23 protein-coding genes are annotated in these 25,931 nt (G+C 63.2%); 19 read left to right on the top strand and 4 right to left on the bottom strand.

Translation table 11 applies throughout. The features are described 5' to 3' along the window. Nucleotides 1-241 precede the first annotated feature (241 nt). Together BLQ55_RS02605 and BLQ55_RS02600 are read left to right on the top strand one after the other, a co-directional pair. Nucleotides 242-1,432 (top strand): NnrS family protein, encoded by a 1,191-nt coding sequence (locus BLQ55_RS02605; protein WP_092252173.1) that lies wholly within the window; start codon nt 242-244, stop codon nt 1,430-1,432. A 22-nt stretch (nt 1,433-1,454) separates the two neighbouring features. Further along, the gene (locus BLQ55_RS02600; protein ID WP_092252171.1) at nt 1,455-1,895 is read left to right on the top strand and encodes a hypothetical protein; all 441 of its coding nucleotides are present in this window, start codon (nt 1,455-1,457) and stop codon (nt 1,893-1,895) included. A gap of 178 nt (nt 1,896-2,073) precedes the next feature. Here the strand turns inward: BLQ55_RS02600 and ytfE are convergent, their stop codons facing one another. Further along, complete coding sequence (ytfE, locus tag BLQ55_RS02595) at nt 2,074-2,748, bottom strand: iron-sulfur cluster repair protein YtfE (protein ID WP_092252169.1); 675 nt, start codon at nt 2,746-2,748, stop codon at nt 2,074-2,076. Nucleotides 2,749-2,906: 158 nt separating this feature from the next. On the opposite strand from ytfE, the gene norR reads away from it, so the two are divergent. The 8 genes from norR to BLQ55_RS02555 all read left to right on the top strand — a co-directional run bounded on the left by norR (nt 2,907) and on the right by BLQ55_RS02555 (nt 10,133). Next, nucleotides 2,907-4,439, top strand: a complete 1,533-nt coding sequence (gene norR / locus BLQ55_RS02590; protein WP_092252167.1) for a nitric oxide reductase transcriptional regulator NorR — start codon at nt 2,907-2,909, stop codon at nt 4,437-4,439. 206 nt (nt 4,440-4,645) lie between these two features. Further along, on the top strand, nt 4,646-5,293 hold the full coding sequence (gene pdxH / locus BLQ55_RS02585) for a pyridoxamine 5'-phosphate oxidase (RefSeq protein WP_092252165.1): 648 nt from the start codon (nt 4,646-4,648) through the stop codon (nt 5,291-5,293). A 222-nt stretch (nt 5,294-5,515) separates the two neighbouring features. Then, nucleotides 5,516-6,070 carry a molybdenum cofactor biosynthesis protein B gene (gene moaB / locus BLQ55_RS02580; protein WP_092252163.1) on the top strand — a complete coding sequence of 185 codons (555 nt, stop codon included), beginning with the start codon at nt 5,516-5,518 and terminating at the stop codon, nt 6,068-6,070. After that, nucleotides 6,067-7,302, top strand: a complete 1,236-nt coding sequence (gene glp, locus BLQ55_RS02575; protein ID WP_092252660.1) for a molybdopterin molybdotransferase MoeA — start codon at nt 6,067-6,069, stop codon at nt 7,300-7,302. The genes moaB and glp overlap by 4 nt, the downstream gene beginning before the upstream one ends. A gap of 81 nt (nt 7,303-7,383) precedes the next feature. Beyond that, the gene (locus BLQ55_RS02570; RefSeq protein ID WP_092252161.1) at nt 7,384-8,379 is read left to right on the top strand and encodes a ubiquinone anaerobic biosynthesis protein UbiU; all 996 of its coding nucleotides are present in this window, start codon (nt 7,384-7,386) and stop codon (nt 8,377-8,379) included. 10 nt (nt 8,380-8,389) lie between these two features. Then, a complete protein-coding gene (locus tag BLQ55_RS02565; protein ID WP_092252159.1) occupies nt 8,390-9,280 on the top strand; it encodes a U32 family peptidase in 891 nt (296 codons plus the stop codon). Beyond that, nucleotides 9,274-9,744: a ubiquinone anaerobic biosynthesis accessory factor UbiT gene (locus tag BLQ55_RS02560; RefSeq protein ID WP_092252157.1), complete on the top strand. Its 471-nt coding sequence runs from the start codon at nt 9,274-9,276 to the stop codon at nt 9,742-9,744. The genes BLQ55_RS02565 and BLQ55_RS02560 overlap by 7 nt, the downstream gene beginning before the upstream one ends. Beyond that, complete coding sequence (locus tag BLQ55_RS02555; RefSeq protein ID WP_092252155.1) at nt 9,744-10,133, top strand: putative zinc-binding protein; 390 nt, start codon at nt 9,744-9,746, stop codon at nt 10,131-10,133. Before BLQ55_RS02560 ends, BLQ55_RS02555 begins: the two co-directional genes overlap by 1 nt. 164 nt (nt 10,134-10,297) lie before the next feature. Here the strand turns inward: BLQ55_RS02555 and BLQ55_RS02550 are convergent, their stop codons facing one another. The 3 genes from BLQ55_RS02550 to BLQ55_RS02540 form a co-directional block, all read right to left on the bottom strand. Beyond that, complete coding sequence (locus BLQ55_RS02550) at nt 10,298-10,975, bottom strand: Crp/Fnr family transcriptional regulator (RefSeq protein WP_092252153.1); 678 nt, start codon at nt 10,973-10,975, stop codon at nt 10,298-10,300. Nucleotides 10,976-11,190: 215 nt separating this feature from the next. Beyond that, nucleotides 11,191-11,838: a two-component system response regulator NarL gene (gene narL / locus BLQ55_RS02545; RefSeq protein ID WP_057451904.1), complete on the bottom strand. Its 648-nt coding sequence runs from the start codon at nt 11,836-11,838 to the stop codon at nt 11,191-11,193. Continuing rightward, nucleotides 11,835-13,634: a HAMP domain-containing protein gene (locus BLQ55_RS02540; protein WP_092252151.1), complete on the bottom strand. Its 1,800-nt coding sequence runs from the start codon at nt 13,632-13,634 to the stop codon at nt 11,835-11,837. Before BLQ55_RS02540 ends, narL begins: the two co-directional genes overlap by 4 nt. Nucleotides 13,635-13,943: 309 nt before the next feature. Between BLQ55_RS02540 and BLQ55_RS02535 the strand changes: the two genes are divergently transcribed. From BLQ55_RS02535 to BLQ55_RS02495, 9 genes are all read left to right on the top strand, one after another. Next, a complete protein-coding gene (locus tag BLQ55_RS02535; RefSeq protein WP_371128515.1) occupies nt 13,944-15,245 on the top strand; it encodes an MFS transporter in 1,302 nt (433 codons plus the stop codon). Beyond that, a complete protein-coding gene (locus BLQ55_RS02530) occupies nt 15,223-16,620 on the top strand; it encodes a NarK family nitrate/nitrite MFS transporter (protein ID WP_092252147.1) in 1,398 nt (465 codons plus the stop codon). Before BLQ55_RS02535 ends, BLQ55_RS02530 begins: the two co-directional genes overlap by 23 nt. A gap of 64 nt (nt 16,621-16,684) precedes the next feature. Further along, nucleotides 16,685-20,458 carry a nitrate reductase subunit alpha gene (locus tag BLQ55_RS02525; RefSeq protein WP_092252145.1) on the top strand — a complete coding sequence of 1,258 codons (3,774 nt, stop codon included), beginning with the start codon at nt 16,685-16,687 and terminating at the stop codon, nt 20,456-20,458. A 1-nt stretch (nt 20,459) separates the two neighbouring features. Continuing rightward, complete coding sequence (narH, locus tag BLQ55_RS02520; RefSeq protein WP_060742099.1) at nt 20,460-21,998, top strand: nitrate reductase subunit beta; 1,539 nt, start codon at nt 20,460-20,462, stop codon at nt 21,996-21,998. Between the two features lie 2 nt (nt 21,999-22,000). Further along, entirely contained in the window at nt 22,001-22,756 is a 756-nt protein-coding gene (gene narJ, locus BLQ55_RS02515; protein WP_092252143.1) for a nitrate reductase molybdenum cofactor assembly chaperone, read from the top strand. Continuing rightward, nucleotides 22,749-23,429 carry a respiratory nitrate reductase subunit gamma gene (narI, locus tag BLQ55_RS02510; protein ID WP_092252141.1) on the top strand — a complete coding sequence of 227 codons (681 nt, stop codon included), beginning with the start codon at nt 22,749-22,751 and terminating at the stop codon, nt 23,427-23,429. The genes narJ and narI overlap by 8 nt, the downstream gene beginning before the upstream one ends. A gap of 10 nt (nt 23,430-23,439) precedes the next feature. Continuing rightward, complete coding sequence (locus BLQ55_RS02505) at nt 23,440-24,393, top strand: peptidylprolyl isomerase (RefSeq protein WP_092252139.1); 954 nt, start codon at nt 23,440-23,442, stop codon at nt 24,391-24,393. Between the two features lie 25 nt (nt 24,394-24,418). After that, complete coding sequence (moaA, locus tag BLQ55_RS02500) at nt 24,419-25,411, top strand: GTP 3',8-cyclase MoaA (protein WP_092252137.1); 993 nt, start codon at nt 24,419-24,421, stop codon at nt 25,409-25,411. A gap of 277 nt (nt 25,412-25,688) precedes the next feature. After that, nucleotides 25,689-25,931: helix-turn-helix domain-containing protein (locus tag BLQ55_RS02495; RefSeq protein WP_139271909.1), on the top strand; the 243-nt coding region annotated here is incomplete at its 3' end.

Raw genomic sequence — 25,931 nt, 5'->3', positions numbered from 1 at the left:
GAGCGAGCTTTTGTGGGAGCCGAGCTTGCTCGCGATGAAGGCGCCACGGTCTACAGCAGGACCGCGATAGCGCGCATCGCGAGCAGGCTCGGCTCCCACAACGGCAAGCCCCTTGCAAGTGTCTGGCCGAGGCACCTGGTTGGCTTGATCTGAGACAAGGCCTGCCAGCCTCGATAGCCGATCATTCGAACCCTGGTTTGTCGTACCTCGCTGACGCTTCAGCGAGGTAAAGGAGTGGTGTATGCAAGTGCTTGACCGTCGCAAGGCCATGGCCATCGCGCCGCTGTGGCGCCTGGCGTTTCGGCCGTTCTTTCTGGCCGGTTGCGTGCTGGCGCTGCTGGCCATTCCCTTTTGGCTCGCCGCGTTTACCGGGCGCTTGTCGGCCTGGCAGCCAGCCGGCGGTTGGTTGGCCTGGCACCGCCATGAACTGCTGTTCGGTTTCGGCCTGGCGATCATCGCCGGGTTCCTGCTGACGGCGGTGCAAACCTGGACCGGCACCCCTGGGCTCAGCGGCAAGCGCCTGGCCACGCTGGCGGCGCTGTGGCTGGGCGCGCGGCTGGCCTGGCTGGTCGATGCACCCTGGCCGTTGCTGACGCTGCTGGAGCTGGGATTTGCCCTGGCGGTCGCCGCGTTGATGGGGGTGACGTTGTGGCGTGTGCGGCAGAAGCGCAACTACCCGATTGTCCTGGTATTGCTGCTGTTGGCTGCCGCTGATGGATTATCCGTGTACGGCCTGGTGCAGCATAACGAGGGCTTGCAGCGCCAGAGCGTGCTCACCGGCCTGTGGTTGGTGGCGGCGATGATGGGGTTGATCGGCGGGCGGGTGATTCCATTCTTTACCCAGCGAGGCCTCGGTCGGGTCGAGGGAGTGGCTCCTTGGCCGTGGCTCGATCGCCTGTTGCTGGCGGGGTCGGCGCTGGTGGCGTTGTTGTATGCCTTCGGCCCGGCACTGGTGGCCAGCGCCTGGGTCGGCCTGTTGTTCGCCGCATTGGCGGTGGGGCATGGGATCCGACTGGTGCGTTGGCATGATCGGGAGTTGTGGCGGGTGCCGCTGCTGTGGTCGTTGCACCTGGCCTACGCTTGGTTGGCGGTGGCCTGCCTGGGCATGGCGCTGTGGCACTTCGGCGTGCCGGTGAACCCGAGCCTGGCGGTGCACGGCCTGACCATCGGCGCCATGGCCGGGTTGATCCTGGCGATGATTGCTCGCGTCAGCCTGGGCCATACCGGGCGAGCCCTGGAGCCACCGGCGGGCATGACCCTGGCGTTCATCCTGCTGAACCTGGCGTGCCTGAGCCGGGTGCTATTGGTGCTGCTGTTGCCGTTGGCCGGGCTGTGGCTCGCGGGGCTGTGCTGGACCTTGGCGTTCGTTCTATACGCCTGGCGCTACGGGCCGATGCTGCTGAAGGCCCGGGTGGATGGGCATCCGGGATGAGTCGATGGGGCGGAGGGGATCGATGATGTACGGGGTCTTGCTGGTCACGCACCTGCTGGCGGCCATTGCTTTCATTGGCACGTTGTTTTTCGAGGTTTTCATCTGGCATGCCGCCCGCCGGCCTCTGGCCCAAGGTGTCAAGGATGCCGCCGACCAGGCCATCGCCAAGCGCTCGCGGCACGTCCTGCACGGCGTGGTGCTGTTGCTGTACGGCGCCGGCATGGCCCTGGCCTGGCAGCATCGCGGTGCATTGAGCCAGCCGCTGAGCAACAGCTTCGGTCTGCTGCTGAGCCTGAAGATCCTGCTGGCGCTGAGCATCATCGGTCACTATTTGTGGCTGGCGTACTGGCTCAAGAACGGTCGCCTGACGCCGAACCGAGCCTGCTGGTTGCGCCGCAGTATCCTGGGGCACATGGTGTTGATCGTGGTGCTGGCCAAGGCGATGTTCTTTTGGCAGTTTTGAGCTGGAGGGTAAGAGCCGGCATTTGATCCAAGGGCTTTGCAAAATAGGTCGAACACCATCAATCCCTTGTGGGAGCGAGCTTGCTCGCGATGGCGCCGGATCAGTCAATATTGAGTTGTCTGACCCACCGCTATCGCGAGCAAGCTCGCTCCCACAGGGGAAATGCGGTGTTTGAGGGTTAGCGAGTGGGCTTCATCGCATTGACGAACAACATATTGTTTTCCAGGTGGATGTGCTGCATCAGGTCGTCGCGAAACTCCGCCAGCCCACGATACAGGGCGCGCCAGGTGTTGCAGGCGTCGGCAGGCGGGGTGATCTGGTCGGTCAGGGCGAGCATGGTCTCCAGGGCTTCACCGTGCTGATCGTGTTCGTAGCGCAGCACCTGGATTGGCGCCGAGGCCCGTTCGCCCAAGCCCTGTTGCAGCATCGGGAACAGCACCTGTTCTTCCTTGAGCATGTGGCCTTCGAGTTCCTGATACATGTCCTGCAAGTGATCGGCCAGGCCATTGGGGCAACTGGACCGCGCACCATGGACCTGCTCGACGCGCCGGGCCAGGCGGATCAGTTCCGGCAACTGTTCGCGATGGCGCGCGTGGTAGCGTTCCAGGATGTGGGCGATCAAGAGCGCCTGGGGTTCGTCGCGCCAGTCATGGCCCAGTTCGCCGGCGGCTTGCAGGGTGCGCAGGGCATCGGCGATCAGCAGCGGGTTCAGGCCTTTAACCAGGGCGGCTTCGCGCAGGGATTTTTGCCCGCCGCAACAGAAGTCGAGGTTGTAATGATGGAAGGTACGGGTGGCACCGGGAATGTCGCAGGCCAGTTGGCCGAGGCTTTGGTCCAGCAATTCGAGGCTCATCATGTTTCCTTGGGTTGAATCCCGGAAGGGACAGACGAGTGGGCTTTGCAGCCGGCGTGCCAGATTTAACTGGCTGAAAATAAACGAATAATTTTTTCCAGGGTGATTGTCACCCTGACTGCGAAGGGTCAAACGAACCCTGGAGGGTCATCACAACCATGCTGCGTGAAAGCCTGGCCGCCGACCTGATCGTCGAGCTGCCCAATGCGGTGCGATTGCAGCGCCTGGTGCAGACCTTGCGCGAATACTTCAACAGTGGCGCCGTGGGTTTGCTGCGCCTGGACGATGACAGCCTCAGGCCCGTGGCCACCGTGGGCCTGGTCCATGAGGCGCTGGGCCGTCGCTTCGTGATTGCCCAGCACCCGCGCCTGGCGGCGATCATGGCCTCGCGCGAACCGACCTGGTTCGAACCGGACAGTCGCTTGCCCGATCCTTATGACGGCTTGCTCGACAACCACGTTGGTGAACCGCTGCCGGTGCATGACTGCATGGGCGTAAGCCTGTATGTGGAAGGCCGGCTGTGGGGCGCGATCACCCTGGATGCGTTGCACGCCGGCACCTTCGACAGCCGAGCACGGGAGGAACTCAAGCGCTGTACCTTGCAGATCGAGGCGGCGGTGCGGGTCACTCGACTTGAACAGGAAAACCGTAGCTTGCGGGCATCGCGCAGCGACCAGGCGGACCTGCGCCTGCCAGCCGAGGAGGGCGAGATCCTTGGCCGCAGTGAAGGTTTGCAGCAACTGCTCAACGAGCTGGATGTGCTGGCCGACTCCGAACTGCCGGTGCTGTTGCTGGGGGAAACCGGTGTGGGCAAGGAGCTGTTCGCCCGCCGCCTGCATCGCCTGTCCCGGCGTGGTCACAAGCCGCTGGTCCAGGTCAACTGCGCGGCGTTGCCCGAGTCCCTGGCCGAAAGCGAATTGTTCGGCCACGTCAAAGGTGCGTTCTCCGGGGCGACCACCGATCGCGCCGGGCGTTTCGATGCGGCCAACGGCGGCACCCTTTTTCTCGACGAAGTCGGCGAGTTGCCGCTGAGCGTACAGGCCAAGTTGCTACGCACCCTTCAGAACGGCGAGATCCAGCGCCTGGGGGCGGACAAGCCGCTGCACGTCGATGTGCGGATCATCGCCGCCACCAACCGGCACTTGCCCGACAGCATCCGCGACGGGCTGTTTCGCGCCGACCTTTACCACCGGCTTTCGGTCTACCCGGTGCCGATCCCGCCGTTGCGCGAGCGCGGCCACGATGTGTTGATGTTGGCCGGGCACTTTCTCGAACTGAACCGCACGCGACTGGGCCTGCGCGGCTTGCGCCTGTCACCGGCGGCCGAACAGGCACTATTGGCGTACAGCTGGCCGGGTAATGTGCGGGAATTGGAACACGTGATCAGTCGCGCCGCATTGAAGCAACTCAGCCGGGGCGCCAGTCGCAGCCTGATCATGACCCTGGAGCCGCAGGTGCTGGACTTGGATGTCAACGCCAACACCGCCACGGTCCATGCACTGCTGGAGGCACCCCTGGAGGCGCTCGATGCACCGATCCAGCCGCTGAGCGAAGCGGTCGATGGTTGCCAGCGACAGGCGATCCTCAACGCCCTGGAGCGTTGCGGGCAGAACTGGGCGGGGGCGGCGCGGCTGTTGGAGGTGGATCCGAGCAACTTGCATAAGCTGGCGCGGCGGTTGGGGCTCAAGTAGCCGTTGAGCTGTTGGACCGCGTTGCCTTTATCGCGAGCAAGCTCGCTCCCACAGGAATCTTGTGAACACAGCAGATCACTTGTAGGAGCGAGCTTGCTCGCGATAGCGCCCTTCAACTCACCACAAGAACCGGCATTGACAACGATCAAGGCCCGCCACCACCGCAGAATCCACACTGGCTCACACCCACAGTGGAGATCACCCTCATGCCCCTTTCCCTGGCCAACATGCGCCGCCAGTACACCCTCGACGGCCTGGATGAAACCCAGGCACCGGACGACCCCATGGCCCTGTTCGGGCTCTGGATGCAACAAGCGCGCGAGACCGAAAGCCCACCGGTGGAAGCCAACAGCATGGCGCTGGCGACGGTGGACGAGCAGGGCTGGCCGCACTGTCGGGTGTTGCTGCTCAAGGGTTTCGACGCCCAGGGCTTTTCGTTTTTCGGCAACTACGAAAGCGCCAAGGGACAGGACCTGGCGACGAATCCCCGGGCGGCCATGACGTTTTTCTGGCCGGGGCTGGAGCGGCAAGTACGCATCGAAGGGGCTGTCCACAAACTCGATCCGGCGCTGTCGGATGCCTATTTCGAGTCCCGTTCCGCAGGCAGTCGCCTGGGTGCCTGGGCGTCGCCACAAAGTCGCCCATTGGCCGATCGGGCCGCGTTGGAAATCTTGCTGGCACAGACTGAACGACGCTTCGCCGATCAGCCCGTGACGCGCCCCGGCCATTGGGGTGGTTATTGCCTGCGGCCCGAGCGGTTGGAGTTCTGGCAGGGCCGCGCCGACCGCTTGCACGATCGCCTCGACTACCGCCTGCAAGAGGGCACATGGCGACGCAGCCGCCTGGCGCCCTGAATGGATGCCTCTGTAGGAGCTGCCGAAGGCTGCGATCTTTTGATCTTTCGCTTGAGACTCAAGTGGCCCGGGAAAGATCGCAGCCTCGCTGCACTCGACAGCTCCTACGGGGGATGGGATCGTTCCTGCATGGGTTGCCGAGGGAGGTACCTCCAAGGAGGAATAGGCCCGGCAACGTTTGCGGTTCAGGCTGGGCCATCTTTTCTGACAGGACGGCTGATCATGGCCCATCTGACGCAACGCCTCTTTCAACCGCTGAACATCGCGGTCCTCACCATTAGCGATACGCGAACCTTCGACACCGACACCTCGGGCCAGACCCTGGCGGACCTGTTGCAGACGGCTGGGCATGTGCTCATCGACCGTGGGCTGGTGAAGGACGATATCTACCAGATTCGCGCCCAGGTCTCCCATTGGATCGCCGACCCCAAGGTGCAGGTGGTGTTGATGACCGGCGGCACCGGTTTCACCCCGAGCGACAACACCCCCCAGGCCGTGGCGCCGTTGCTGGACAAGCAGGTGGACGGGTTCGGCGAGTTGTTCCGCCAGGTGTCGCTGGCGCAGATCGGCGTGTCCACTCTGCAATCGCGGGCATTGGCGGGCATGAGCAACGGCGTGCTGGTGTGCTGCTTGCCCGGTTCGCCGGGGGCTTGCCGGACCGGTTGGGAAAAGATCCTGGTCGGGCAACTGGACAGCCGCACTGGCCCGTGCAATTTCACTCCGCACCTCAAGCCCCAGGACGGCATCGCCCTTGCCGCATGCGAGACGCGCTCGTGAGCGGCCGGGTGTGCGACAGCGGCGTGCTGATGCCGGTGGATGAGGCGATCCGGCATTTGCTCGACCAGGCACCGCCACCACCGCCTGTGCAACGGGTCGGCCTGGACCAGGCCCTGGCGCGTGTGTTGGCCGCCGATATCCTGTGTCCGATGAATCTGCCGGCCTGGGACAACAGCGCGATGGACGGCTATGCCCTGCGGGCCGCTGACCTGCCGGTTGGCGGCGGCTACCTGGCGTTGGCCGGGCGCATCGCTGCCGGTGACGAGCCGGGCGAACCGTTGCAGGCCGGGCAGGTCGTGCGGATTTTTACCGGTGCGCCGCTGCCACCGGGGGCCGACACGGTGGTGCCACAGGAGCGCTGCCAGGTCGATGGCGAGTGGGTCTGGTTGCCGTCGGTCAATAGTGGTGACCATGTGCGCAAGGAAGGTGAGGAACTGCGTCGAGGAGACCGGCTGCTTGAAGCCGGCACGCGCCTGCGCGCCCAGGAGTTGGGTTTGCTCGCCGGTGCCGGAGTCCCTCAGGTGGACGTCTATCGCCCCTTGCAAGTGGGCTTGCTCAGCAGCGGCGACGAGCTGCGCGAGCCGGGCGAGCCACTGGCACCGGGGCAGATCTACAACAGCAATCGCCATAGCCTCGCCGCGCTGTTGCGCGGCTGGGGCGTCGAGGTGCATGACTTCGGGGTCATGCCCGACCAGTTATTGGCCAGTCGGCAAGCGTTGCGCCTGGCCGCGGCCGAATGCGATGTGCTGATCACATCGGGCGGTGTTTCGGTGGGGGAAGAGGACCACCTCAAGCAAGCCATCGAAGCCTTGGGCAGCATCGACCTCTGGCGCCTGGCGATCCAGCCGGGCAAGCCCCTGGCCTTTGGCGATGTGGAAGGCAAGCCTTGGCTCGGGCTGCCGGGCAATCCGTCGGCGGCGTTGATTACCGCGCTGATCGTCGTACGGCCGTTCCTGTTTCGGGCCCAGGGCATGGGTGATGTCCTGCCGGTGCCGTTGCAACTGCCGGCGGGGTTCGACTGGCTCAAGCGCAACCGGCGTCGACAGTATTTGCGCGCCAGGTTGGTGGCGGATGCCAGCGGCCACCTGTGCGTGACGCTGCACCCGCAGCAAAGTTCGGCGATGCTGACGGCCGCGTGCTGGGCCGATGGGTTGGCGGTGGTGGAGTGCGAGGCGCAGTTGCACAAGCACGACCAGGTGCTGTACCTGCCATTCACTGACCTGATGCATTGACGGCAATTGATTGCCGTCAAGGTCGCCGGCCGAGGGCTGGCTAGACTGGCGGCGGCCTTAGTTTTTTCACGAGGATGCCCCATGCAACTGGTTTGCCCGGCAGGGAATCTGCCTGCCCTCAAAGCGGCGGTGCGCCAAGGCGCCGATGCCGTCTATGTCGGCTTTCGCGATGACACCAATGCCCGGCACTTCGCCGGGCTGAACATGGACGACAAACAGTTCGACGCCGCAGTCGCGCATATCCGTCAGCACCAACGCAAACTGTACGTGGCGGTCAATACTTACCCGCAACCCAAGGGCTGGGAGCGCTGGCAACGGGCCGTGGACCGTGCCGCCGATTTCGGCGTGGACGCCCTGATCGCCGCCGACCCCGGCGTGCTCGGCTACGCCAGCGAGCGCCATCCGAAACTGGCGCTGCACCTGTCGGTACAAGGCTCGGCGACCCACGCCGCGGCCCTGGCTTTTTACGCCCAGCGCTATGACATCCGTCGCGCGGTGCTGCCGCGGGTACTGTCCCTGGCCCAGGTGCGGCAGGTGGCAGCGGGCAGCCCGGTACCTATCGAAGTCTTCGGTTTCGGCAGCCTGTGCATCATGGCCGAGGGCCGTTGCCACTTGTCTTCCTACATCACCGGCGAATCGCCGAACCTGTGCGGCGTCTGCTCGCCCGCCAAGGCGGTACGCTGGAGCGAGGACGCCCAAGGCCTCAGCGCCCGCTTGAGCGAGGTGCTGATCGACCGCTACACCCCCGAAGAACCGGCCGGTTACCCGACCCTGTGCAAGGGCCGCTTCCTGGTGGGTGGCAAGCGCTTCCATGCACTGGAAGAACCCACCAGCCTCGATACCCTCGACCTGCTGCCGGAACTGACGGCCATCGGCGTTGAGGCGGTGAAGATCGAAGGCCGTCAACGCAGCCCGGCCTACGTTGAACAAGTGACCCGGGTCTGGCGCGCCGCGCTGGACGCCCACCGGGCCGCGCCGCAACGGTTCCGAGTGCGGGAAGAATGGCGCCAGGTGCTGGCCGGTCTGTCCGAAGGCAGCCAGACCACCCTGGGTGCCTACCATCGATCATGGCAATGAAGGAGGCCAGATGAAACTCAGCCTGGGACCGGTCCTGTTTTACTGGGACAAAGTGCAACTGGGGAATTTCTATGCCGAGATGTCGGCCTTGCCGCTGGACGTGATTTACCTGGGGGAAACCGTATGCTCGAAGCGCCGGGCGTTTTCCCTGGATCAATGGCTGGGCCTGGGGCGCGAGCTGCAAGCGTGTAGCCAGGCGCAGATCGTGTTGTCGAGCTTGACGCTGATCGAAGCGGCCTCGGAGCTGTCTTCGCTGCGACGCCTGTGTGACAACGGCCAATTGTTGGTGGAAGCCAACGACATGGGCGCGGTGCAGTTCCTGGCCGAACGCAAGCTGCCCTTCGTGGGCGGCCCGGCGCTGAACCTGTACAACGGTCATGCCCTGGGGCAATTGCTCGACAGTGGCATGATCCGCTGGGTGCCGCCCGTGGAGTGCTCGGCGGCGCTGATCGGCGACGTGCTGGAGCAGGTGCGGGAGATGGACCGCGAGGTGCCTGATGTGGAGATTTTTTCCTATGGTCATCTGCCCTTGGCGTACTCGGCGCGCTGCTTTACCGCCCGGGCCGAAAACCGACCCAAGGACGACTGTCAGTTCTGTTGCATCAACTACCCCGACGGCCTGGCGTTGAGCAGTCAGGAAGGCCAACAGTTGTTCACCCTCAACGGCATCCAGACGATGTCCGGCGAGGTGACCAACCTGCTGGCCGATTACCACGCGCTGCTGGCCTGCGGCGCCGACCTGCTGCGGTTGAGCCCGCGCGCCCAGGGCATGGCCGAGGTGGTCACGGCCTTCGACAAGGTTCGCCAGGGCGAGGCACCGCCGCTGTTCGTCGACGGGTGCAACGGTTACTGGCACGGCCATGCCGGCATGTTGAAGGTAGAGGAGGCAGGCCTGTGTTGAGTCCGAAGAAGTGGGTGCTCAAGGGCGCTGATCGCTTGCTGCCCCTGATGGGCAAGGTGCCGTTCGTGGTGCAGCGCCTGGCGTTGCAGCAGGCGCTCAATCGCTGCCTGGCCGAGCCGCTGCGCGATGGCGGGTTCGATGTGCTGCGTGGGCGCTGGTTGTGCCTGCGGGTGCCCGACTTGAAGTTGTGCTGGTACCTGACCCTGGCGCGGGATGGATTGCGCATCGCCGAGCGCGCCGAGGCCCAGGTCACCATCAGTGGCAACTGGCGTGAGTTTCTGTTGCTGGCCAGTCGTCAGGAGGACCCCGATACGCTGTTCTTCCGGCGGCGGTTGGTGATCGAGGGCGACACCGAACTGGGGCTGGCTTTGAAAAACCTGATCGACAGCCTCGACCCGGACGTATTGCCACCGTGGTTATGGCGCAATCTGGAACGGGCGGGCAAGGGGTTGGCAGCGGTGTGATGAAAGCCCCAAGCGTATTGCCCTTGGTGTACTCCTGTTCCGGTTGTTCCAACGTGGCGCAACTGGCCAACACCGTCGCCCTGCGCCTGGACCGCGCCGGCCTGGCCGAAATGTCCTGCATCGTTGGCGTGGGTGGGCATGTGGCGCCACTGGTCAACAAGGCACGATTGGGGCGACGGATCATTGCCCTGGACGGTTGCCCGTTACAGTGCGTGCAGGCGTGTTTGCAGCAGCATGACCTGGAGGCGGATGTGCATGTGATTTTGAGTCAGTTGGGCTGGCGCAAGCGTTTTGGGGTCGATTGCACGCAAGAGGAGGGCGATGCGCTGTTTGAGCGGTTGATAGCGATGATAGGGGTTGATGAAATCGATAGGCCGAATGGCGAGTAAAGGGCCCACACACCCCTGTGGCGAGGGGATTTATCCCCGTTGGGCTGCGAAGCAGCCCCAAAGCCTGAGCCCGCGGTGTATCAGGCAGTTGAAGGGGGGGCGATCTTTTGCTTGAGACTCAAGTGTCTGGGGAAAGATCGCAGCCTCGTTACACTCGACAGCTCCTACTGCTGGTAAGCCTCCAGCTCCTCTTCGGCCAGGATGCGAATGTTGCGCCGCTCCATGGCGATCAGGCCGCCGTCCACCAGACGATGAAGAATCCGCGAAAAGGTTTCCGGCTGGATCCCCAGCTTGGAGGCCACCAGGCGTTTGGAAACCTGCAGGACCACCTGGCCGTCCCGTGGATCGCGCTCCTGGAGCAAAAAGTTGATGACCCGCCGACTGGCGCTGGCCAGGGTCAGGTTATCGATGTCCTTGAGACGCTGGTGCAGGTGGATGCTCATGCTCGCCAGAATCGCCAGGCAGACCTTGGGCTGGTCTTCCAGGACCTTGCGGTAATGGGTGCCTTCGATACTCACCAGCACGCTGTCCTTGATCGCCGATGCACTGACCGGGTAGCAACGGGCCTGGCTGAACAGCAGGGCCTCGGCGAAGGTCTGCCCGGGCTGGATGATTTCCACCAGGTTCTCCTGGCCCTCGCCGGTGACCCGGAACAGCTTGATCTGGCCACTGACCAGCAAGAAAAACCGCTTGGCCGGGTCGCCCTGGTGCATGAGCGTGCTGTTGCAACCCAGGCGCTTGAGCACGGCCAGGTTGCAGACATCCTCAAAGACCCGCTCCGGCAACTGGCTGAACAGGTGATGACGACGCAACAGTAAAACGATGGAAGGGTGGGTCAGCATGGCGTACCTCCGCGTGCCGTCATGGTAGGGCCCAAGTCGCCGCCGGCCTATGCCTCCGCAGGCTTACCTCGGAAGAGGGAGGGCCTCTCCATCAAGGCACAAACCCTGTGGGAGCGAGCTTGCTCGCGATGACGGCTGCACAGCCGACATCGCCGCAGGCTGACCCACCGCTATCGCGAGCAAGCTCGCTCCCACAGGGGTATGTGTTGGCTGGGCTAGCCCGCCCCGCGCAAATGTTCCATCGCCCACACCGCCGCCTCCACCCGCGAGCGCAGGCCGAGCTTGTGCAGCAGGTTCTTCACATGGACCTTGACCGTGCCTTCGGTGATGCCCAGCTTGTGGCCGATGACCTTGTTGCTGTAGCCGCCGGCGATGGTCTTGAGCACCTGGCGTTCGCGTTCGGTCAGTTCCACATCGGCCTGGCGCGGCGGCGAGCGCAGGGCCTGGGCCATGACGCGGGTCAGCCCGGGACTGATCACCAGGGCACCGTTGAGGGCGTCGCGGATGTACTGGATCAGCAGTTCCGGCTCCATATCCTTGAGCAGGTAGCCGTTGGCGTCCAGGCGCAGGGCATCGCGGATGTCGTCCTCGGCATCGGACACGGTGAACAACAGCACCTTGCCGGTGTAGTGCATGGCGCGCAGCCGGCGCAGGGTCTCGATGCCGTTCATCTGCGGCATGTTGTTGTCCAGCAACACCAGGTCGGGCTTGAGCGGTTCGATCAGGCTCAGGGCTTCTTCGCCGTGGCTGGCTTCGCCAACGATCTGCAAGTCGTCTTCGAGCTCAAGCATCTGGCGGATCCCGCGACGCATCATCGGGTGATCGTCGACCAGTAGCAGGGTGTGACGCAGGGGGGCGTTCATGTTGCGATGCCTTCGGTGGGTTGGCCCAGGAATTCCGGTTGGAAATGCACCTGGATACGGGTGCCCTGGGGTGTACGGGAGTGAATCTGCAGTTGGCCGTGCAGGCTGCGGGCCCGCTCGTTCATGATGTTCAGGCCATGGTGTTCGCGCTGGTCGACCTCGCCACTGAAGCCCCGGCCATCGTCTTCGATCGACAGGCGTACGGTCTCGCCTTCCTGGCGCAATTCGAGCCAGGCGTTCTCGGCATGGGCGTGGCGCAGGCAGTTGGACAGGGCTTCGCGGGTGATCTGCAGGATGTGGATCTGCTCGCTGGCCGACAGCTCGAAGGCCAGGGTGTCGACGAACAGGTGCACCTGGAAGTCCCCGCGGTTGGAGAACTCTTCGGCGGTGTCCTTGAGTTCCTCGACCAGGCCGTCGTCGTGGATTTGCAGGCGGAAGGTGGTGAGCAGCTCACGCAGTTGCCGATAGGCATTGTTCAGCCCCTCGCGCAGCTCGCCGGTGACGGTCTCCAGGGTTTGCACCGGTTCGCCCCGGCGCATCAGGGTCTGCATGCGGCTGACTTGCAGCTTCATGTACGACAAGGCCTGGGCCAGGGAGTCGTGCAGCTCGCGGGCAATGATCGTGCGTTCGTCGAGCAGCAGCAGGCGATGGTCCTGTTCGCGCTGGCGCTTGAGGGACAGCGACGTGCCGATCAGGTTGGCCAGGGCCTGGATCAACTCGGTTTCCCAGGGTTGTGCCGCGTGACCGTCGACGAAATGCGCCTTGAGTTCACCCAGTTCGGTGCCTTGGTTACTGATGCTGAAGGCCTGCGGGCGGGCGGCGTTATGCCGGTGGCAACCGGCGCAATCGCTGCTGGCGCAGACCTGGCGGCTGGCGGCGCCATGGAGGGCTAGCAGGTGCCTGGCCGGGGCCTGCAATTGCCCTTGCAGGCACAGCGTCAGGCGTAGCCCCGGCAAGCGCTGCTGGAAGCGCCGGATCAACTCATCCAGGCCTTCGGCATTGGCCTGTCGCGTCGCCAGGCTGCGACTGCTCTGGTACAGCAGTTCGAGGGCGGCGTTGGCCTGTTGCAGGTTCAGGGTCTTTTGCTGGACCTGGTTTTCCAGGGTGCGGTGGGATTGCTCGATGGTCTCGGCCATGGTGTTGAAACTGGTCGCCAACTGCCCCAGCTCATCCTCGGACTGATGGTTGACCCGCACCTGGAATTCGCCACGGCGAAAGCGCTGGGTGGCGTCCACCAGTTCCTGCAAGGGCGTGACCACGCCGTACTGCAATTCATACAGGCCGATCAGCAGGATGATCATGGTGCTGAACAGCGCCATGCCTTGGATCGTCTGTTGCCAGCCTTGTTTGTGTTCGCTCTGGCGTTGCAGCAGGGTGACGAACTGGTCCAGTTGCTCAACGAAAGAAGAGGCGCTGCTTTGGAAAAACGCCGAATCGCCGCGCTCGATGGCCGGGCGCAAGGTCTGGTTCCAGCGCTGGATGAGGTCGCGATAGCTTTTGTGCAGGGAGGTTTCCGGCCCATCTTCCAGCACGGCGCGCAGGGCCGGGCTGTCGAGGCGTTGTTGCAGGCTGTCGATGATCGCCGGGATGTCGTCGGTGGCCCCTGCCGCCAGTTTCCAACTCAGGTGGTAGGTCTCCATGCGCACGGAACCGGCGGTGTTGATGGCCGCGGCGTCGCCCTGGCTGAACCAGGCGATCAACCCGGCGCTCAAGGAGCTGGCCAGAGCCAGGATGGCGATCAGGATCACTGCCAGCCCGGCGCGAGCGGGCAGGGAACTGCGCAACCAACCCATCATCGACGCGGGCCTGGGAGGCAAAACGGTGAACCGAACATAGGGGGGCGCCCTGGACCTGGGGGTGTAGCAGCCGATCCTGGGCGCACTACCTCTAAAGAGTTGCTGGCCGTTCCGTTTCCATAAAGGCCTCGGCCAACTGGATCAAGATATTGATAAACAAAGGGGTTCATCGATATCCAGGTCTACCTCCTTGGAGGTAGACGGGCCAAGCATAGGCCTGTACCGCCCCGAGGCACGTTGACCCAGGTCAAGTTTTTGCGGGGCCCTGTCACTAGGCTGCGCTCAATCGAACTGACGGAGTGCATCGTGATGCGAGCGCAAGTGCAACAAGGGCTGGTACTAGGGATGAGTACCCTGGCCTTCACCGTGTGCTTCATGGTCTGGATGATGTTTGCCGTGCTCGGCGTTCCGATCAAGGAACTGCTGGCCCTCAACGAAACCCAATTCGGCCTGCTGGCCGCTACGCCGGTGCTGACCGGTTCGCTGGTGCGCTTGCCCCTGGGGCTTTTGACCGACCGTTTTGGCGGACGGATCGTGTTCTTTCTGCTGATGCTGGCCTGTGTGTTGCCGCTGTACCTGATCACCCTCGCCACGGCCTTCTGGCAATTCCTGGTGCTGGGCCTGTTCGTCGGCCTGGCCGGCGGCTCGTTCTCGGTGGGCATCGCCTACGTCGCCAAGTGGTTCGACAAGCAGAACCAGGGCTTCGCCATGGGCGTCTTCGGTGCCGGCAACGCTGGTGCGGCGGTGACCAAGTTCCTCGCCCCGGCCCTGATCGCGTTCGGCTCCTGGCACCTGGTGCCCAAGGTGTTCAGCGCCATCCTGTTCATCACCGCGCTGCTGTTCTGGTTTCTCACCAGCGAGAAAAAGGAACACAGCGGCACCGGCGGCGCCACCTTGCGCGAGCAGTTGAAAACCCTGAAAGAGCCGGCCGTGTGGCGCTACTGCCAGTACTACTCGATCGTGTTCGGCGGCTACGTGGCCCTGGCCTTGTGGATGACCAAATACTACGTGCAGGAATACGGCTTCAGCCTGCAAAGCGCAGCGCTGTTGGCGGCCTGTTTCTCCCTGCCTGGCGGCGTGCTGCGGGCCGTCGGTGGCTGGATGTCCGACCGCTGGGGCGCCCAGAGCGTGACCTGGTGGGTGTTGTGGGTGAGCTGGATCTGCCTGTTCCTGCTGTCCTACCCCCAGACCCAACTGCAAGTGCAAACCGTCAACGGCATCGTCGACTTCCATATCGGCCTCAACGCCACGCTGTTCACCGTGCTGCTGTTCGTGATGGGCATCGCCTTCGCGTTCGGCAAGGCCTCGGTCTTCAAGTACATCGCCAATGATTACCCGAAAAACATGGGCGCAGTGTCCGGCATCGTCGGCCTGGCCGGCGGCTTGGGCGGGTTCGTGCTGCCGATCATGTTCGGCGCCCTGGTGGACCTCACCGGCGTGCGCTCGTCCTGCTTCATGTTGATGTACGGCGTGGTCTGGGTCTCCCTGACCTGGATGTACTTCAGCGAAATGCGCAAGCGCCCGCTGCTGGGTAAACAGTCGCCGGCCAGCCAATCCCCGTTTTCCAGCATTGCCCAAGGAGAAGAACATGTCCGTTCTGCAAACGCCTGAAAAAGGCCCGGTCATTCATGACTGGCGTCCGGAAGACCCTGCTTTCTGGGGCAGTAGCGGCAAGCTGACCGCCCGGCGCAACCTGTGGATCTCGATTCCTGCGCTGCTCTTGGCCTTCGCGGTCTGGATGGTCTGGAGCACGGTGATTGTGCGCCTCAACGCCATTGGCTTCAGTTTCACCACTGACCAGTTGTTCTGGCTGGCGGCGTTGCCGGGGTTGTCGGGCGCGACCTTGCGCATCTTCTATTCGTTCATGGTGCCGATCTTCGGTGGCCGTCGCTGGACGGCCCTGAGCACCGCGTCGCTGCTGCTGCCAGCGCTGTGGATGGGCTTCGCGGTGCAGAACCCGGCCACGCCCTACAGCGTGTTCGTGCTGATCGCGCTGCTCTGCGGTTTTGGTGGCGGCAACTTCGCCTCGAGCATGTCCAACATCAGCTTCTTCTACCCCAAGTCCCAACAGGGTACCGCCCTGGGCCTGAACGCCGGGCTGGGTAACCTGGGCGTGTCGGTGATGCAGTTCAGCGTGCCCCTGGTGATCTCCTTCGGTGTGTTCGGTTTCATGGGCGGCCAGCCTCAGGTGCTGGCCGATGGCAGCTCGCTGTGGCTGCAGAACGCCGGTTTCATCTGGGTGCCGTTCATCCTCGCCGTCACCTTGATTGCCTGGTTCGGCATGAACGATTTGTCCAGCGCCCGCGCATCGTTCAGCGAGCAGGCGGTGATCTTCAAGCGCAAGCACAACTGGCTGATGTGCTGGTTGTACCTGGCGACCTTCGGCTCGTTCATTGGTTTCTCCGCCGCGTTCCCGCTGCTGATCAAGACCTCGTTCCCGGACGTCATCGCCCTGAAATTCGCCTTCCTTGGCCCGCTGGTGGGCGCGCTGGTGCGGCCGCTGGGCGGTTGGCTGGCGGACAAGCTCGGCGGTGCGAAGGTCACCCTGTGGAATTTCGTGTTGATGATCGTGATGGTGTTCGGCGTCTTGCACTTCCTGCCACAAGGTGGCCAGGGCGGCAACTTCTACGGCTTCCTGGGCATGTTCATGTTGCTGTTCATCACCACCGGCGTGGGCAACGGTTCCACATTCCGCATGATCCCGGTGATCTTCCGCACCCTGCATGAAAAAGCCGCCCTGGGGAAAAAGCCCGAGGTGCGCGAGCAAGCGATCAAGAACGCCGGCAAGGAATCAGCCGCGGTGCTGGGTTTCAGTTCGGCCATGGGCGCCTTCGGTGCGTTCTTCATTCCCAAGTCATTTGGTTCTTCGATGGCCCTGACCGGCGGCCCGGAGATGGCCTTCTACATGTTCGTCGGCTTCTACCTGAGCTGCATCGTGGTGACCTGGTGGTGGTATGCCCGCAAGGGCGCCGCGACACCTTGCTAAGCCGAACCTAAACCTGCGTGGGCGGGGCGCAGACCCCGCGGAGCAAGCCTGAGAGGAAGACACTGTGAGTCATTTACTGGATCAACTGCGGTTCTTCAACCGCAAGCAAGGCGAGTTTTCAGACGGCCATGGCGAGACCCGCAAGGAGTCCCGCGACTGGGAAAACGTCTACCGTTCGCGCTGGCAGTACGACAAGATCGTGCGCTCCACCCATGGGGTGAACTGCACCGGTTCGTGCTCGTGGAAAATCTACGTCAAGAACGGCCTGATCACCTGGGAAACCCAGCAGACCGACTACCCGCGCACCCGCAATGACCTGCCCAACCACGAACCCCGCGGCTGCCCGCGTGGCGCGAGCTACAGCTGGTACATCTACAGCGCCAACCGGCTCAAGTACCCGAAGATCCGCAAGCCGTTGCTCAAGCTGTGGCGCGAAGCCCGGCAGAGCCTGCAGCCTGTCGAAGCGTGGGCCAGCATCGTCGAGAACAAGGCCAAGGCCGACTCGTACAAGAGCAAGCGCGGCATGGGCGGCTTCATCCGTTCCAACTGGGAAGAAGTCAACGAGATCATCGCCGCCGCCAACGTCTACACCGTCAAGACGCACGGCCCGGACCGGGTGGTGGGTTTCTCGCCGATCCCGGCCATGTCGATGGTCAGCTATGCCGCCGGCTCGCGTTACCTGTCGCTGATCGGTGGCGTGTGCCTGAGCTTCTACGACTGGTATTGCGACCTGCCGCCCGCTTCGCCAATGGTGTGGGGCGAGCAGACCGACGTGCCGGAATCGGCCGACTGGTACAACTCCAACTACATCATTGCCTGGGGCTCCAACGTCCCGCAGACCCGTACTCCCGACGCCCACTTCTTCACCGAGGTGCGCTACAAGGGCACCAAGACCGTGGCGATCACCCCGGACTACTCGGAAGTCGCCAAGCTCACCGACCTGTGGCTCAACCCCAAGCAGGGCACCGACGCCGCGCTGGCCCAGGCCTTCAACCATGTGATCTTCAAAGAATTCCACCTGGACAAGCCCAGCGCCTATTTCACCGAGTACGCCAAGCGCTACACCGACCTGCCGGTGCTGGTGATGCTCAAGCCGATGCTTGGCGCGGCGCCGGGCGCGGGTTACCAGCCAGACCGTTTCCTGCGGGCCAGTGACTTGACCGACAACCTCGGCCAGGAGAACAACCCGGAATGGAAAACCATCGCCCTGGATGCCAGTGGCGAACTGGTCTCGCCCCAAGGCTCCATCGGCTATCGCTGGGGCGAGAAGGGCAAGTGGAACATCCTCTCCCGTGAAGGCGGCGAGGGGCGTGAGATCGACCTCAAGCTGAGCCTGATCGGCGGCGACGTCGCCGAGGTGGCGTTCCCGTACTTCGCCGGCGAAGCCCAGGAGTACTTCCAGCATGTGGCCGGTGACGCGGTGCAGTTCCGGCGGGTGCCGGTGCACAGCGTGGTGCTGGCCGACGGCAGCGTGGCGAAAGTCGCCACCGTGTTCGACCTGTCGGCGGCCAACCTGGCCATCGACCGTGGCCTGGGCGGCGCCAACGTTGCCAAGGACTATGACGACGCTTCGGTGCCCGGCACCCCGGCCTGGCAGGAGCAGATCACTGGTGTGAGCCGCGAGAAGGCGATCCAGATCGCCCGCGAGTTCGCCGACAACGCCGACAAGACCCGTGGACGCTCGATGATCATCGTCGGTGCGGCGATGAACCACTGGTATCACATGGACATGAACTACCGCGGGCTGATCAACATGCTCATGCTCTGCGGTTGCGTCGGCCAGACCGGCGGCGGCTGGGCCCACTATGTCGGCCAGGAAAAACTCCGTCCGCAATGCGGCTGGCTGCCCCTGGCCTTCGGCCTGGACTGGAACCGTCCGCCACGGCAGATGAACGGCACCAGCTTCTTCTATGGCCACAGCTCGCAATGGCGCCACGAGAAGATGAGCATGCACGACGTGCTCTCGCCCCTGGCCGACAAATCGCAGTTCCCCGAGCACGCCCTGGACTACAACATCCGCGCCGAACGGGCCGGCTGGCTGCCGAGCGCGCCGCAACTCAACACCAACCCGCTGCGCATCTGTCGCGATGCCGCCGCCGCGGGCCTGGAGCCCAAGGACTACGTGGTCAAGTCGTTGCAGGACGGTTCCCTGCGTTTTGCCTGCGAACAGCCTGACAGTCCGGTGAACTTCCCGCGCAACATGTTCATCTGGCGCTCCAACCTGCTGGGCTCTTCGGGCAAGGGCCACGAATACATGCTCAAGTACCTGCTGGGCACCAAGAACGGCGTGATGAACGAAGACATCGGCCATAGCACCGGGTGCAAGCCCACCGAAGCCGAATGGGTCGACGAGGGCGCCATTGGCAAGCTCGACCTGGTGACCACCCTGGACTTCCGCATGTCCTCGACCTGCGTGTATTCCGACATCGTCTTGCCGACCGCCACCTGGTACGAAAAAGACGACATGAACACCTCGGACATGCACCCGTTCATCCACCCACTGTCGGCCGCCATCGATCCGGCCTGGGAGTCGCGTTCGGACTGGGAAATCTACAAAGGCATCGCCAAGGCATTTTCCGCCATGTCGGTCGGCCACCTGGGCGTCGAGAAAGACCTGGTCACCGTGCCGTTGATGCATGACAGCGTCGGCGAGCTGGCCCAACCCTTTGGCGGCACCGACTGGAAAAGCGCCGGTGTGGCGCCGGTGCCGGGCAAGAACGCGCCGAACCTGCAGGTGGTGGAGCGCGACTACCCGAACATCTACAAGCAGTTCACCTCCCTGGGGCCGATGCTGGAAAAACTCGGCAACGGCGGCAAGGGCATCAACTGGAACACCGAGACTGAAGTGAAATTCCTCGGCGAACTGAACCACAAGGAGGTCGAAGCGGGCATCAGCCAAGGGCGGCCAAAAATCGACAGCGCCATCGACGCCGCCGAAGTGATCCTGTCCCTGGCGCCGGAAACCAACGGCCATGTCGCGGTGAAGGCCTGGGCGGCCCTGTCGGAATTCACCGGCATCGACCACAGCCACCTGGCCGTCTCCAAGGAGCACGAGGCCATTCGTTTCCGCGACATCCAGGCCCAGCCGCGCAAGATCATTTCCAGCCCGACCTGGTCCGGCCTGGAAGACGATCACGTGAGCTACAACGCCGGCTACACCAACGTCCACGAATCGATTCCATGGCGCACCATCACCGGTCGCCAGCAGTTCTACCAGGACCACCCATGGATGCAGGCGTTTGGTGAGCAACTGATGAGTTATCGGCCACCGGTCAACACCCGCACCATCGCCGGCGTGAAGGGCAAGCGCAGCAATGGCGAGACCGAGATCGTCCTGAATTGGATCACCCCACACCAGAAGTGGGGCATCCACAGCACCTACAGCGACAACCTGCTGATGCTGACCTTGAGCCGTGGCGGGCCGATTGTCTGGCTCTCGGAAATCGACGCCAAGCGCGCCGGCATCGAGGACAACGACTGGATCGAGTGTTTCAACGCCAACGGCGCGCTGACGGCCCGGGCGGTGGTCAGCCAGCGGGTCAAGGAGGGCATGGTGATGATGTATCACGCCCAGGAACGGATCGTGAACGTGCCAGGTTCCGAAACCACCAAGACCCGAGGCGGCCATCACAACTCGGTGACCCGTGTGGTGCTCAAGCCCACCCACATGATCGGTGGCTACGCCCAGCAGGCCTACGGTTTCAACTATTACGGCACGGTCGGTTGCAACCGCGACGAGTTCGTCGTGGTGCGCAAGATGGCCAAGGTCGATTGGCTCGACGGTTCCAGTGGCGATGATCTGCCGCGTCCACTGCCGACTGATATCGAGGAGAACTGAGATGAAGATTCGCTCACAAATCGGCATGGTCCTGAACCTGGACAAATGCATCGGCTGCCACACCTGCTCGATCACGTGCAAGAACGTCTGGACCAGCCGCGAAGGCATGGAATACGCCTGGTTCAACAACGTCGAATCCAAGCCGGGCATCGGCTACCCCAAGGAGTGGGAAAACCAGGACAAGTGGAAGGGCGGCTGGGTCCGCAACGCCGACGGTTCGATCAACCCGCGCATCGGCGGCAAGTTCCGCGTGCTGGCGAACATCTTCGCCAACCCGGACCTGCCCAGCCTGGACGATTACTACGAACCGTTCGACTTCGACTACCAGCACCTGCACACCGCGCCACTGGGCGAGCATCAACCCACCGCACGGCCGCGTTCGCTGGTGTCTGGCAAGCGCATGCAGAAAATCGAATGGGGCCCGAACTGGGAGGAAATCCTCGGTACCGAATTCGCCAAGCGGCGCAAGGACAAGAACTTCGACAAGATCCAGGCGGACATCTACGGCGAGTACGAAAACACCTTCATGATGTACCTGCCGCGCTTGTGCGAGCACTGCCTGAACCCGGCGTGCGCGGCATCGTGCCCGAGCGGGGCGATCTACAAGCGCGAAGAGGACGGCATCGTCCTGATCGACCAGGAGAAATGCCGTGGCTGGCGCATGTGCATCAGCGGCTGCCCGTACAAGAAAATCTACTTCAACTGGAAAAGCGGCAAGTCGGAAAAATGCATCTTCTGCTACCCGCGCATCGAAGCGGGGATGCCGACGGTCTGCGCTGAAACCTGCGTCGGCCGCATCCGTTATCTCGGCGTGCTGCTGTATGACGCCGACCGTATCAGCGAAGTGGCGAGCACCGCTGATGAAAAGGATCTGTACGAGAAGCAACTGGAGATTTTCCTCGACCCCAACGACCCAGCGGTGATTCGCCAGGCCTTGGCCGATGGCGTGCCGCAGTCGGTGATCGACTCGGCGCAACGCTCGCCGGTCTACAAAATGGCCGTGGATTGGAAACTCGCGCTGCCGCTGCACCCGGAATACCGCACCTTGCCAATGGTCTGGTACGTGCCGCCGCTGTCGCCGATCCAGAACGCTGCCGCCGCCGGTACCGTGGGCATGAACGGGGTGATCCCGGATGTCGACAGCCTGCGCATTCCGCTGCGTTACCTGGCGAACATGCTCACCGCCGGCGACGAAAAACCGGTCAAGCGCGCCCTCAAGCGTCTGCTGGCGATGCGGGCCTACAAGCGTTCCGAGCAAGTCGACGGCGTGCAGGACCTGCAAGTGCTGGCCGACGTCGGCTTGAGCGTGAACCAGGTGGAAGAGATGTATCGCTACCTGGCTATCGCCAACTACGAAGACCGCTTCGTCGTACCAAGCGCCCACCGCGAAGACGCCATGAGCGACGCGTTCGCCGAGCGCTCCGGTTGCGGCTTCAGCTTTGGCAGCGGTTGCAGTGGCAGCTCCGACACCAACATGTTCGGTGGCAAGAAGGCCAACCGCCGTGACGTGATCAAAACCGTGCAGTTGTGGGAGGAATGAGCATGCGCATTCTCAAGGTGATTTCGTTGCTGCTCGACTACCCGACCGAGACCCTGGTGGCCGGTCGGGATGAGCTGGAACAAGCGATTCTCCAGGCACGGGAAATCAGCCCCAACCAGCGCGCCGGGCTGTTTGAATTGCTGGAGGTGATCTGCGGCAAGGACTTGATGGATGGCCAGGAGCACTACGGTGCGCTGTTCGGCCGCGGTCGTTCGCTGTCGCTGCTGCTGTTCGAACATGTCCATGGCGAATCCCGCGACCGTGGCCAGGCCATGGTCGACATGATGGCCCAGTACGAAGAGGCCGGTTTCGCCATCGGCGTCAAGGAACTACCTGACTACATCCCGCTGTACTTGGAGTTTCTTTCCACCCGCGAAGACCTCGAGGCCCGCGAGGGCCTGGCCGATGTGGCGCACCTGCTGGCCTTGCTCGCGGCGCGCCTGGACGAACGTGAAAGCGCCTACGCCAGTTGCTTCCGGGCCTTGCTGCAAATCGCCGGCGCCGAACCCCAGGTGGCGGTGGCCGAGTTGCGCGAACAAGTGAAGGCCGAGCCCCGGGACGACTCTCTCGAAGCCCTGGACAAGATCTGGGAAGAAGAGCAGGTGGATTTCATGAAGGCCGAACAGCAGGATCGTTGCAGTTCACTGCCCAGCGCGCCAGGCAAGGCGCGGGACGAAAGCGCGGTGCCGTTGCACTGGGTGGATTTTCAGCATGAAGGGTTGGCCGCAGCGCCGGCCGGGGAGGTGGGTAATGTCTAAATGGGATCTGTTGTTGTTCGGGGTCTACCCCTATGTCGCCCTGGCGATTTGTTTGCTCGGCAGTTGGGCACGGTTCGACCTGTCCCAGTACACCTGGAAGGCCGGTTCCAGCCAGATGCTGAGCAATCGCGGCATGCGCGTGGCGAGCAACCTGTTCCACGTCGGTGTGCTGTTCGTGCTGGCCGGGCACTTCGTCGGCCTGCTGACGCCGGCGGCGATCTACCACCATGTGCTGAGCACTGAGAACAAGCAGTTGCTGGCGATGGTCTCCGGTGGGTTCTTCGGCGTGCTGGGCCTGATCGGCCTGGTGATGCTGCTCAACCGCCGCCTGACCGACCCACGGGTCCGTGCCACGTCCAATCCCTCGGACATTCTGGTGCTGGTGGTACTGCTGGTGCAGTTGGTGCTGGGGTTGATGACCATCGTGGCGTCTACCGCGCACATGGACGGCTCGGTGATGGTGATGCTGGCCGACTGGGCCCAGAACACCGTGCTGTTGCGGCCGGTGGAAGCCGCTACCGCGATAGCGCCGGTGGGCCTGGTCTACAAGCTCCATGTGGTGCTGGGCCTGACCTTGTTCGTGTTGTTCCCGTTCACTCGTCTGGTGCACATCGTCAGTGCGCCGGTCTGGTACCTGGGACGTCGTTATCAAATCGTTCGGCAGAAGTTCTGAGGAGAAGATCATGGCGAGTGGATGCGGATGTGGCGGTGGTAGCGGTGGCGGTGGTTGCGGTTCCTCGGCAAAAGTGCCGCCGGTGGTCGATGTGGAACCCGTAGGGGCGGTGCAGTTCGAGCCGGCCCAGGCCGGGCCGGTGGTGGAAGATCAAGCGCCAGAGTTGATTGCCAGCAGTGAGCAGGAGTGGCCGATCATCAGCGTCAACGGGGTGTCGATCACCCCGCAGGCGATGGCCCAGGAGCTGCAGTATCATCCGGCTGACAGTCGCGAGGATGCGGTGTACCAGGCCGCTCGGGCCCTGGTGATTCGCCAATTGCTCCAGCAGCGTATCGCCGAGCTGGGCCTGGCGTTGCAGGTCGGTGCCGGTGAAAACGAAGAAGAGGCAGCCACGCGGCTGTTGCTCGAACGCGAGGTGCAGGTGCCGCAGTGTGACGAGGCCACCTGCCTGCGTTACTACGAAAGCAACCGGGCGCGCTTTCACAGCGCGCCGTTGCTGGCGGTGCGGCACATCCTGCTCGAATGTGCGCCGGACGATGCCGAGGCCCGCAGCCTGGCCCATGTCCAGGCTGAATTGTTGCTGGAACGGCTCGATCAGTTTCCCGGCAGCTTCGCCGAGTTGGCGCTGAAGTATTCGGCGTGTCCATCCAAGGCCCAGGGCGGCTCGCTGGGGCAGATCAGCAAGGGCCAGACCGTGCCTGAACTGGAGCGCCAATTGTTCACCCTGCCGGCGGGCCTGGCGGGCAAGCCGCTGGAAAGTCGCTACGGCTGGCATGTGATCAGCATCGACCAGCGCATCGATGGCCAGCCGTTGCCGTATGAGGCTGTGGCGACCGCGATTCGCACGCAGTTGCAGCAGGGCGTTTGGCAAAAGGCGCTGGTGCAGTACCTGCAAACCCTGATCGGTGCGGCGGATATTCGCGGCATTCATCTTCAGGGCGCCGACTCGCCGCTGGTGCAGTGAGCACGGGCTCAATCAGGAGATCTTCATGAATGCGGTGTTGCAGGACGGATTTGGGCGCCAGATCGATTATTTGCGGATATCGGTGACCGATCGTTGTGATTTTCGTTGTGTGTATTGCATGGCGAAAAACATGACCTTCCTGCCGCGTCAGCAAGTCTTGACCCTGGAAGAGTTGCAGCGCCTGGCGCGGCTGTTCGTCGGCCTGGGGGTGAGGAAAATCCGCCTGACCGGTGGCGAGCCGCTGATCCGCCCGGGCATCGTCGGGTTGTGTCGCGACATCGCGGCGCTGCCCGGCCTGCGGGAGCTGGTGATGACCAGCAACGGCTCGCAGTTGGGGCGATTGGCCCAGCCGCTCGTCGAGGCTGGAGTCAAGCGCATGAACATCAGCCTCGACACCCTCGACGCTGAGCGTTTTCGGGCGATCACCCGTAACGGCAACCTGGACCAGGTGCTGGCCGGGATTGAAGCGGCGAAGGTCGCCGGGTTCGAGCGGATCAAGCTCAACTGTGTGGTCATGAAGGGACGCAACTTCGATGAAGTCCCGGCGCTGGTGCAGTACGCCATCGACCAAGGCATCGATATCAGCTTTATCGAGGAGATGCCGTTGGGGGAGGTCGGGCGTTCCCGGCTCGAGTCGTTCTGTTCCAGCGATGAGGTCCGGGCCGAGATCGCTCGCCATCATCGCCTGCTCGACAGCGCCGAGAGCAGCGGCGGGCCGGCGCGCTATGTGCGCCTGGAGCGTCATCCGGATACCCGGATCGGTTTCATTTCGCCCAATACCCACAACTTCTGCGCCAGTTGCAACCGCGTGCGCATGACCGTCGAGGGGCGCTTGTTGTTGTGCTTGGGGCAGGAGGATTCTCTTGATTTGCGTGGTCTGCTGCGGCGTTATCCGTTGGATGACCAGCCGGTTGTTCAGGCGGTGCGCCAAGCGTTGCGCGGGAAACCTTTGCGCCATGATTTCAATCCTGGTGGGGAGGTGCAGATTGTGCGGTTCATGAATATGAGTGGGGGTTAAGGGCTGACGCGGACCCCGTGGTGAGGGAGCTTGCTCCCGCTGGGGTGCGCAGCAGCCCCGTACTGTTCTGAGCGCTGGGATTTGTTGATTGGGGGCATATCCGTTGCTGCGGTAACGGCCACTTAGGGTTCCGCCCTGACGGCGGCTCACTTTTGAGAAGCGCAAAAGTAAGCAAAACGCTTTTGCCGGTATGACTCACCCACATGGGTTACAAATCAGTTCACGCACATAGGTAACAGTTTTTAACTGGCAGGGTCGATTTCGCGAGGATCTGACCATGCCCTGGAGAGAGCTGAAACCTATGGACCTCAAAGTGATGTTCATCGCTGAGTATCTATCCGAAAAGCACAGCTTTAGCCGGCTGTGCCAGGACTATCAGATCAGCCGAAAGACTGGCTACAAGTGGGTCGAGCGCTATGAGCTGGAGGGACCCAGTGGGCTCGACGAACGTAGCCGCCGACGGCACAACCAAACCTATGTGGTACCGCTGGTTGTGAGGCAGGCCATCATTGAGCTTCGT

The sequence above is a fragment of the Pseudomonas sp. NFACC13-1 genome, from assembly GCF_900104425.1.
Taxonomy (GTDB): domain Bacteria; phylum Pseudomonadota; class Gammaproteobacteria; order Pseudomonadales; family Pseudomonadaceae; genus Aquipseudomonas; species Aquipseudomonas fluorescens_AA.
Note: the sequence above shows the minus strand (reverse complement) of the source record. Positions and strands in the feature narration are given on the sequence as shown.

Excerpts from the sequence above, each read along its gene's own strand:
- BLQ55_RS02605 (WP_092252173.1), top strand. The coding sequence starts at position 242 with ATGCAAGTGCTTGACCGTCGCAAGGCCATGGCCATCGCGCCGCTGTGG.
- BLQ55_RS02600 (WP_092252171.1), top strand. The coding sequence starts at position 1,455 with ATGATGTACGGGGTCTTGCTGGTCACGCACCTGCTGGCGGCCATTGCT.
- ytfE (WP_092252169.1), bottom strand. The coding sequence starts at position 2,748 with ATGAGCCTCGAATTGCTGGACCAAAGCCTCGGCCAACTGGCCTGCGAC.
- norR (WP_092252167.1), top strand. The coding sequence starts at position 2,907 with ATGCTGCGTGAAAGCCTGGCCGCCGACCTGATCGTCGAGCTGCCCAAT.
- pdxH (WP_092252165.1), top strand. The coding sequence starts at position 4,646 with ATGCCCCTTTCCCTGGCCAACATGCGCCGCCAGTACACCCTCGACGGC.
- moaB (WP_092252163.1), top strand. The coding sequence starts at position 5,516 with ATGGCCCATCTGACGCAACGCCTCTTTCAACCGCTGAACATCGCGGTC.
- BLQ55_RS02570 (WP_092252161.1), top strand. The coding sequence starts at position 7,384 with ATGCAACTGGTTTGCCCGGCAGGGAATCTGCCTGCCCTCAAAGCGGCG.
- BLQ55_RS02565 (WP_092252159.1), top strand. The coding sequence starts at position 8,390 with ATGAAACTCAGCCTGGGACCGGTCCTGTTTTACTGGGACAAAGTGCAA.
- BLQ55_RS02555 (WP_092252155.1), top strand. The coding sequence starts at position 9,744 with ATGAAAGCCCCAAGCGTATTGCCCTTGGTGTACTCCTGTTCCGGTTGT.
- BLQ55_RS02550 (WP_092252153.1), bottom strand. The coding sequence starts at position 10,975 with ATGCTGACCCACCCTTCCATCGTTTTACTGTTGCGTCGTCATCACCTG.
- narL (WP_057451904.1), bottom strand. The coding sequence starts at position 11,838 with ATGAACGCCCCCCTGCGTCACACCCTGCTACTGGTCGACGATCACCCG.
- BLQ55_RS02540 (WP_092252151.1), bottom strand. The coding sequence starts at position 13,634 with ATGATGGGTTGGTTGCGCAGTTCCCTGCCCGCTCGCGCCGGGCTGGCA.
- BLQ55_RS02535 (WP_371128515.1), top strand. The coding sequence starts at position 13,944 with ATGCGAGCGCAAGTGCAACAAGGGCTGGTACTAGGGATGAGTACCCTG.
- BLQ55_RS02530 (WP_092252147.1), top strand. The coding sequence starts at position 15,223 with ATGTCCGTTCTGCAAACGCCTGAAAAAGGCCCGGTCATTCATGACTGG.
- narH (WP_060742099.1), top strand. The coding sequence starts at position 20,460 with ATGAAGATTCGCTCACAAATCGGCATGGTCCTGAACCTGGACAAATGC.
- narJ (WP_092252143.1), top strand. The coding sequence starts at position 22,001 with ATGCGCATTCTCAAGGTGATTTCGTTGCTGCTCGACTACCCGACCGAG.
- narI (WP_092252141.1), top strand. The coding sequence starts at position 22,749 with ATGTCTAAATGGGATCTGTTGTTGTTCGGGGTCTACCCCTATGTCGCC.
- BLQ55_RS02505 (WP_092252139.1), top strand. The coding sequence starts at position 23,440 with ATGGCGAGTGGATGCGGATGTGGCGGTGGTAGCGGTGGCGGTGGTTGC.
- moaA (WP_092252137.1), top strand. The coding sequence starts at position 24,419 with ATGAATGCGGTGTTGCAGGACGGATTTGGGCGCCAGATCGATTATTTG.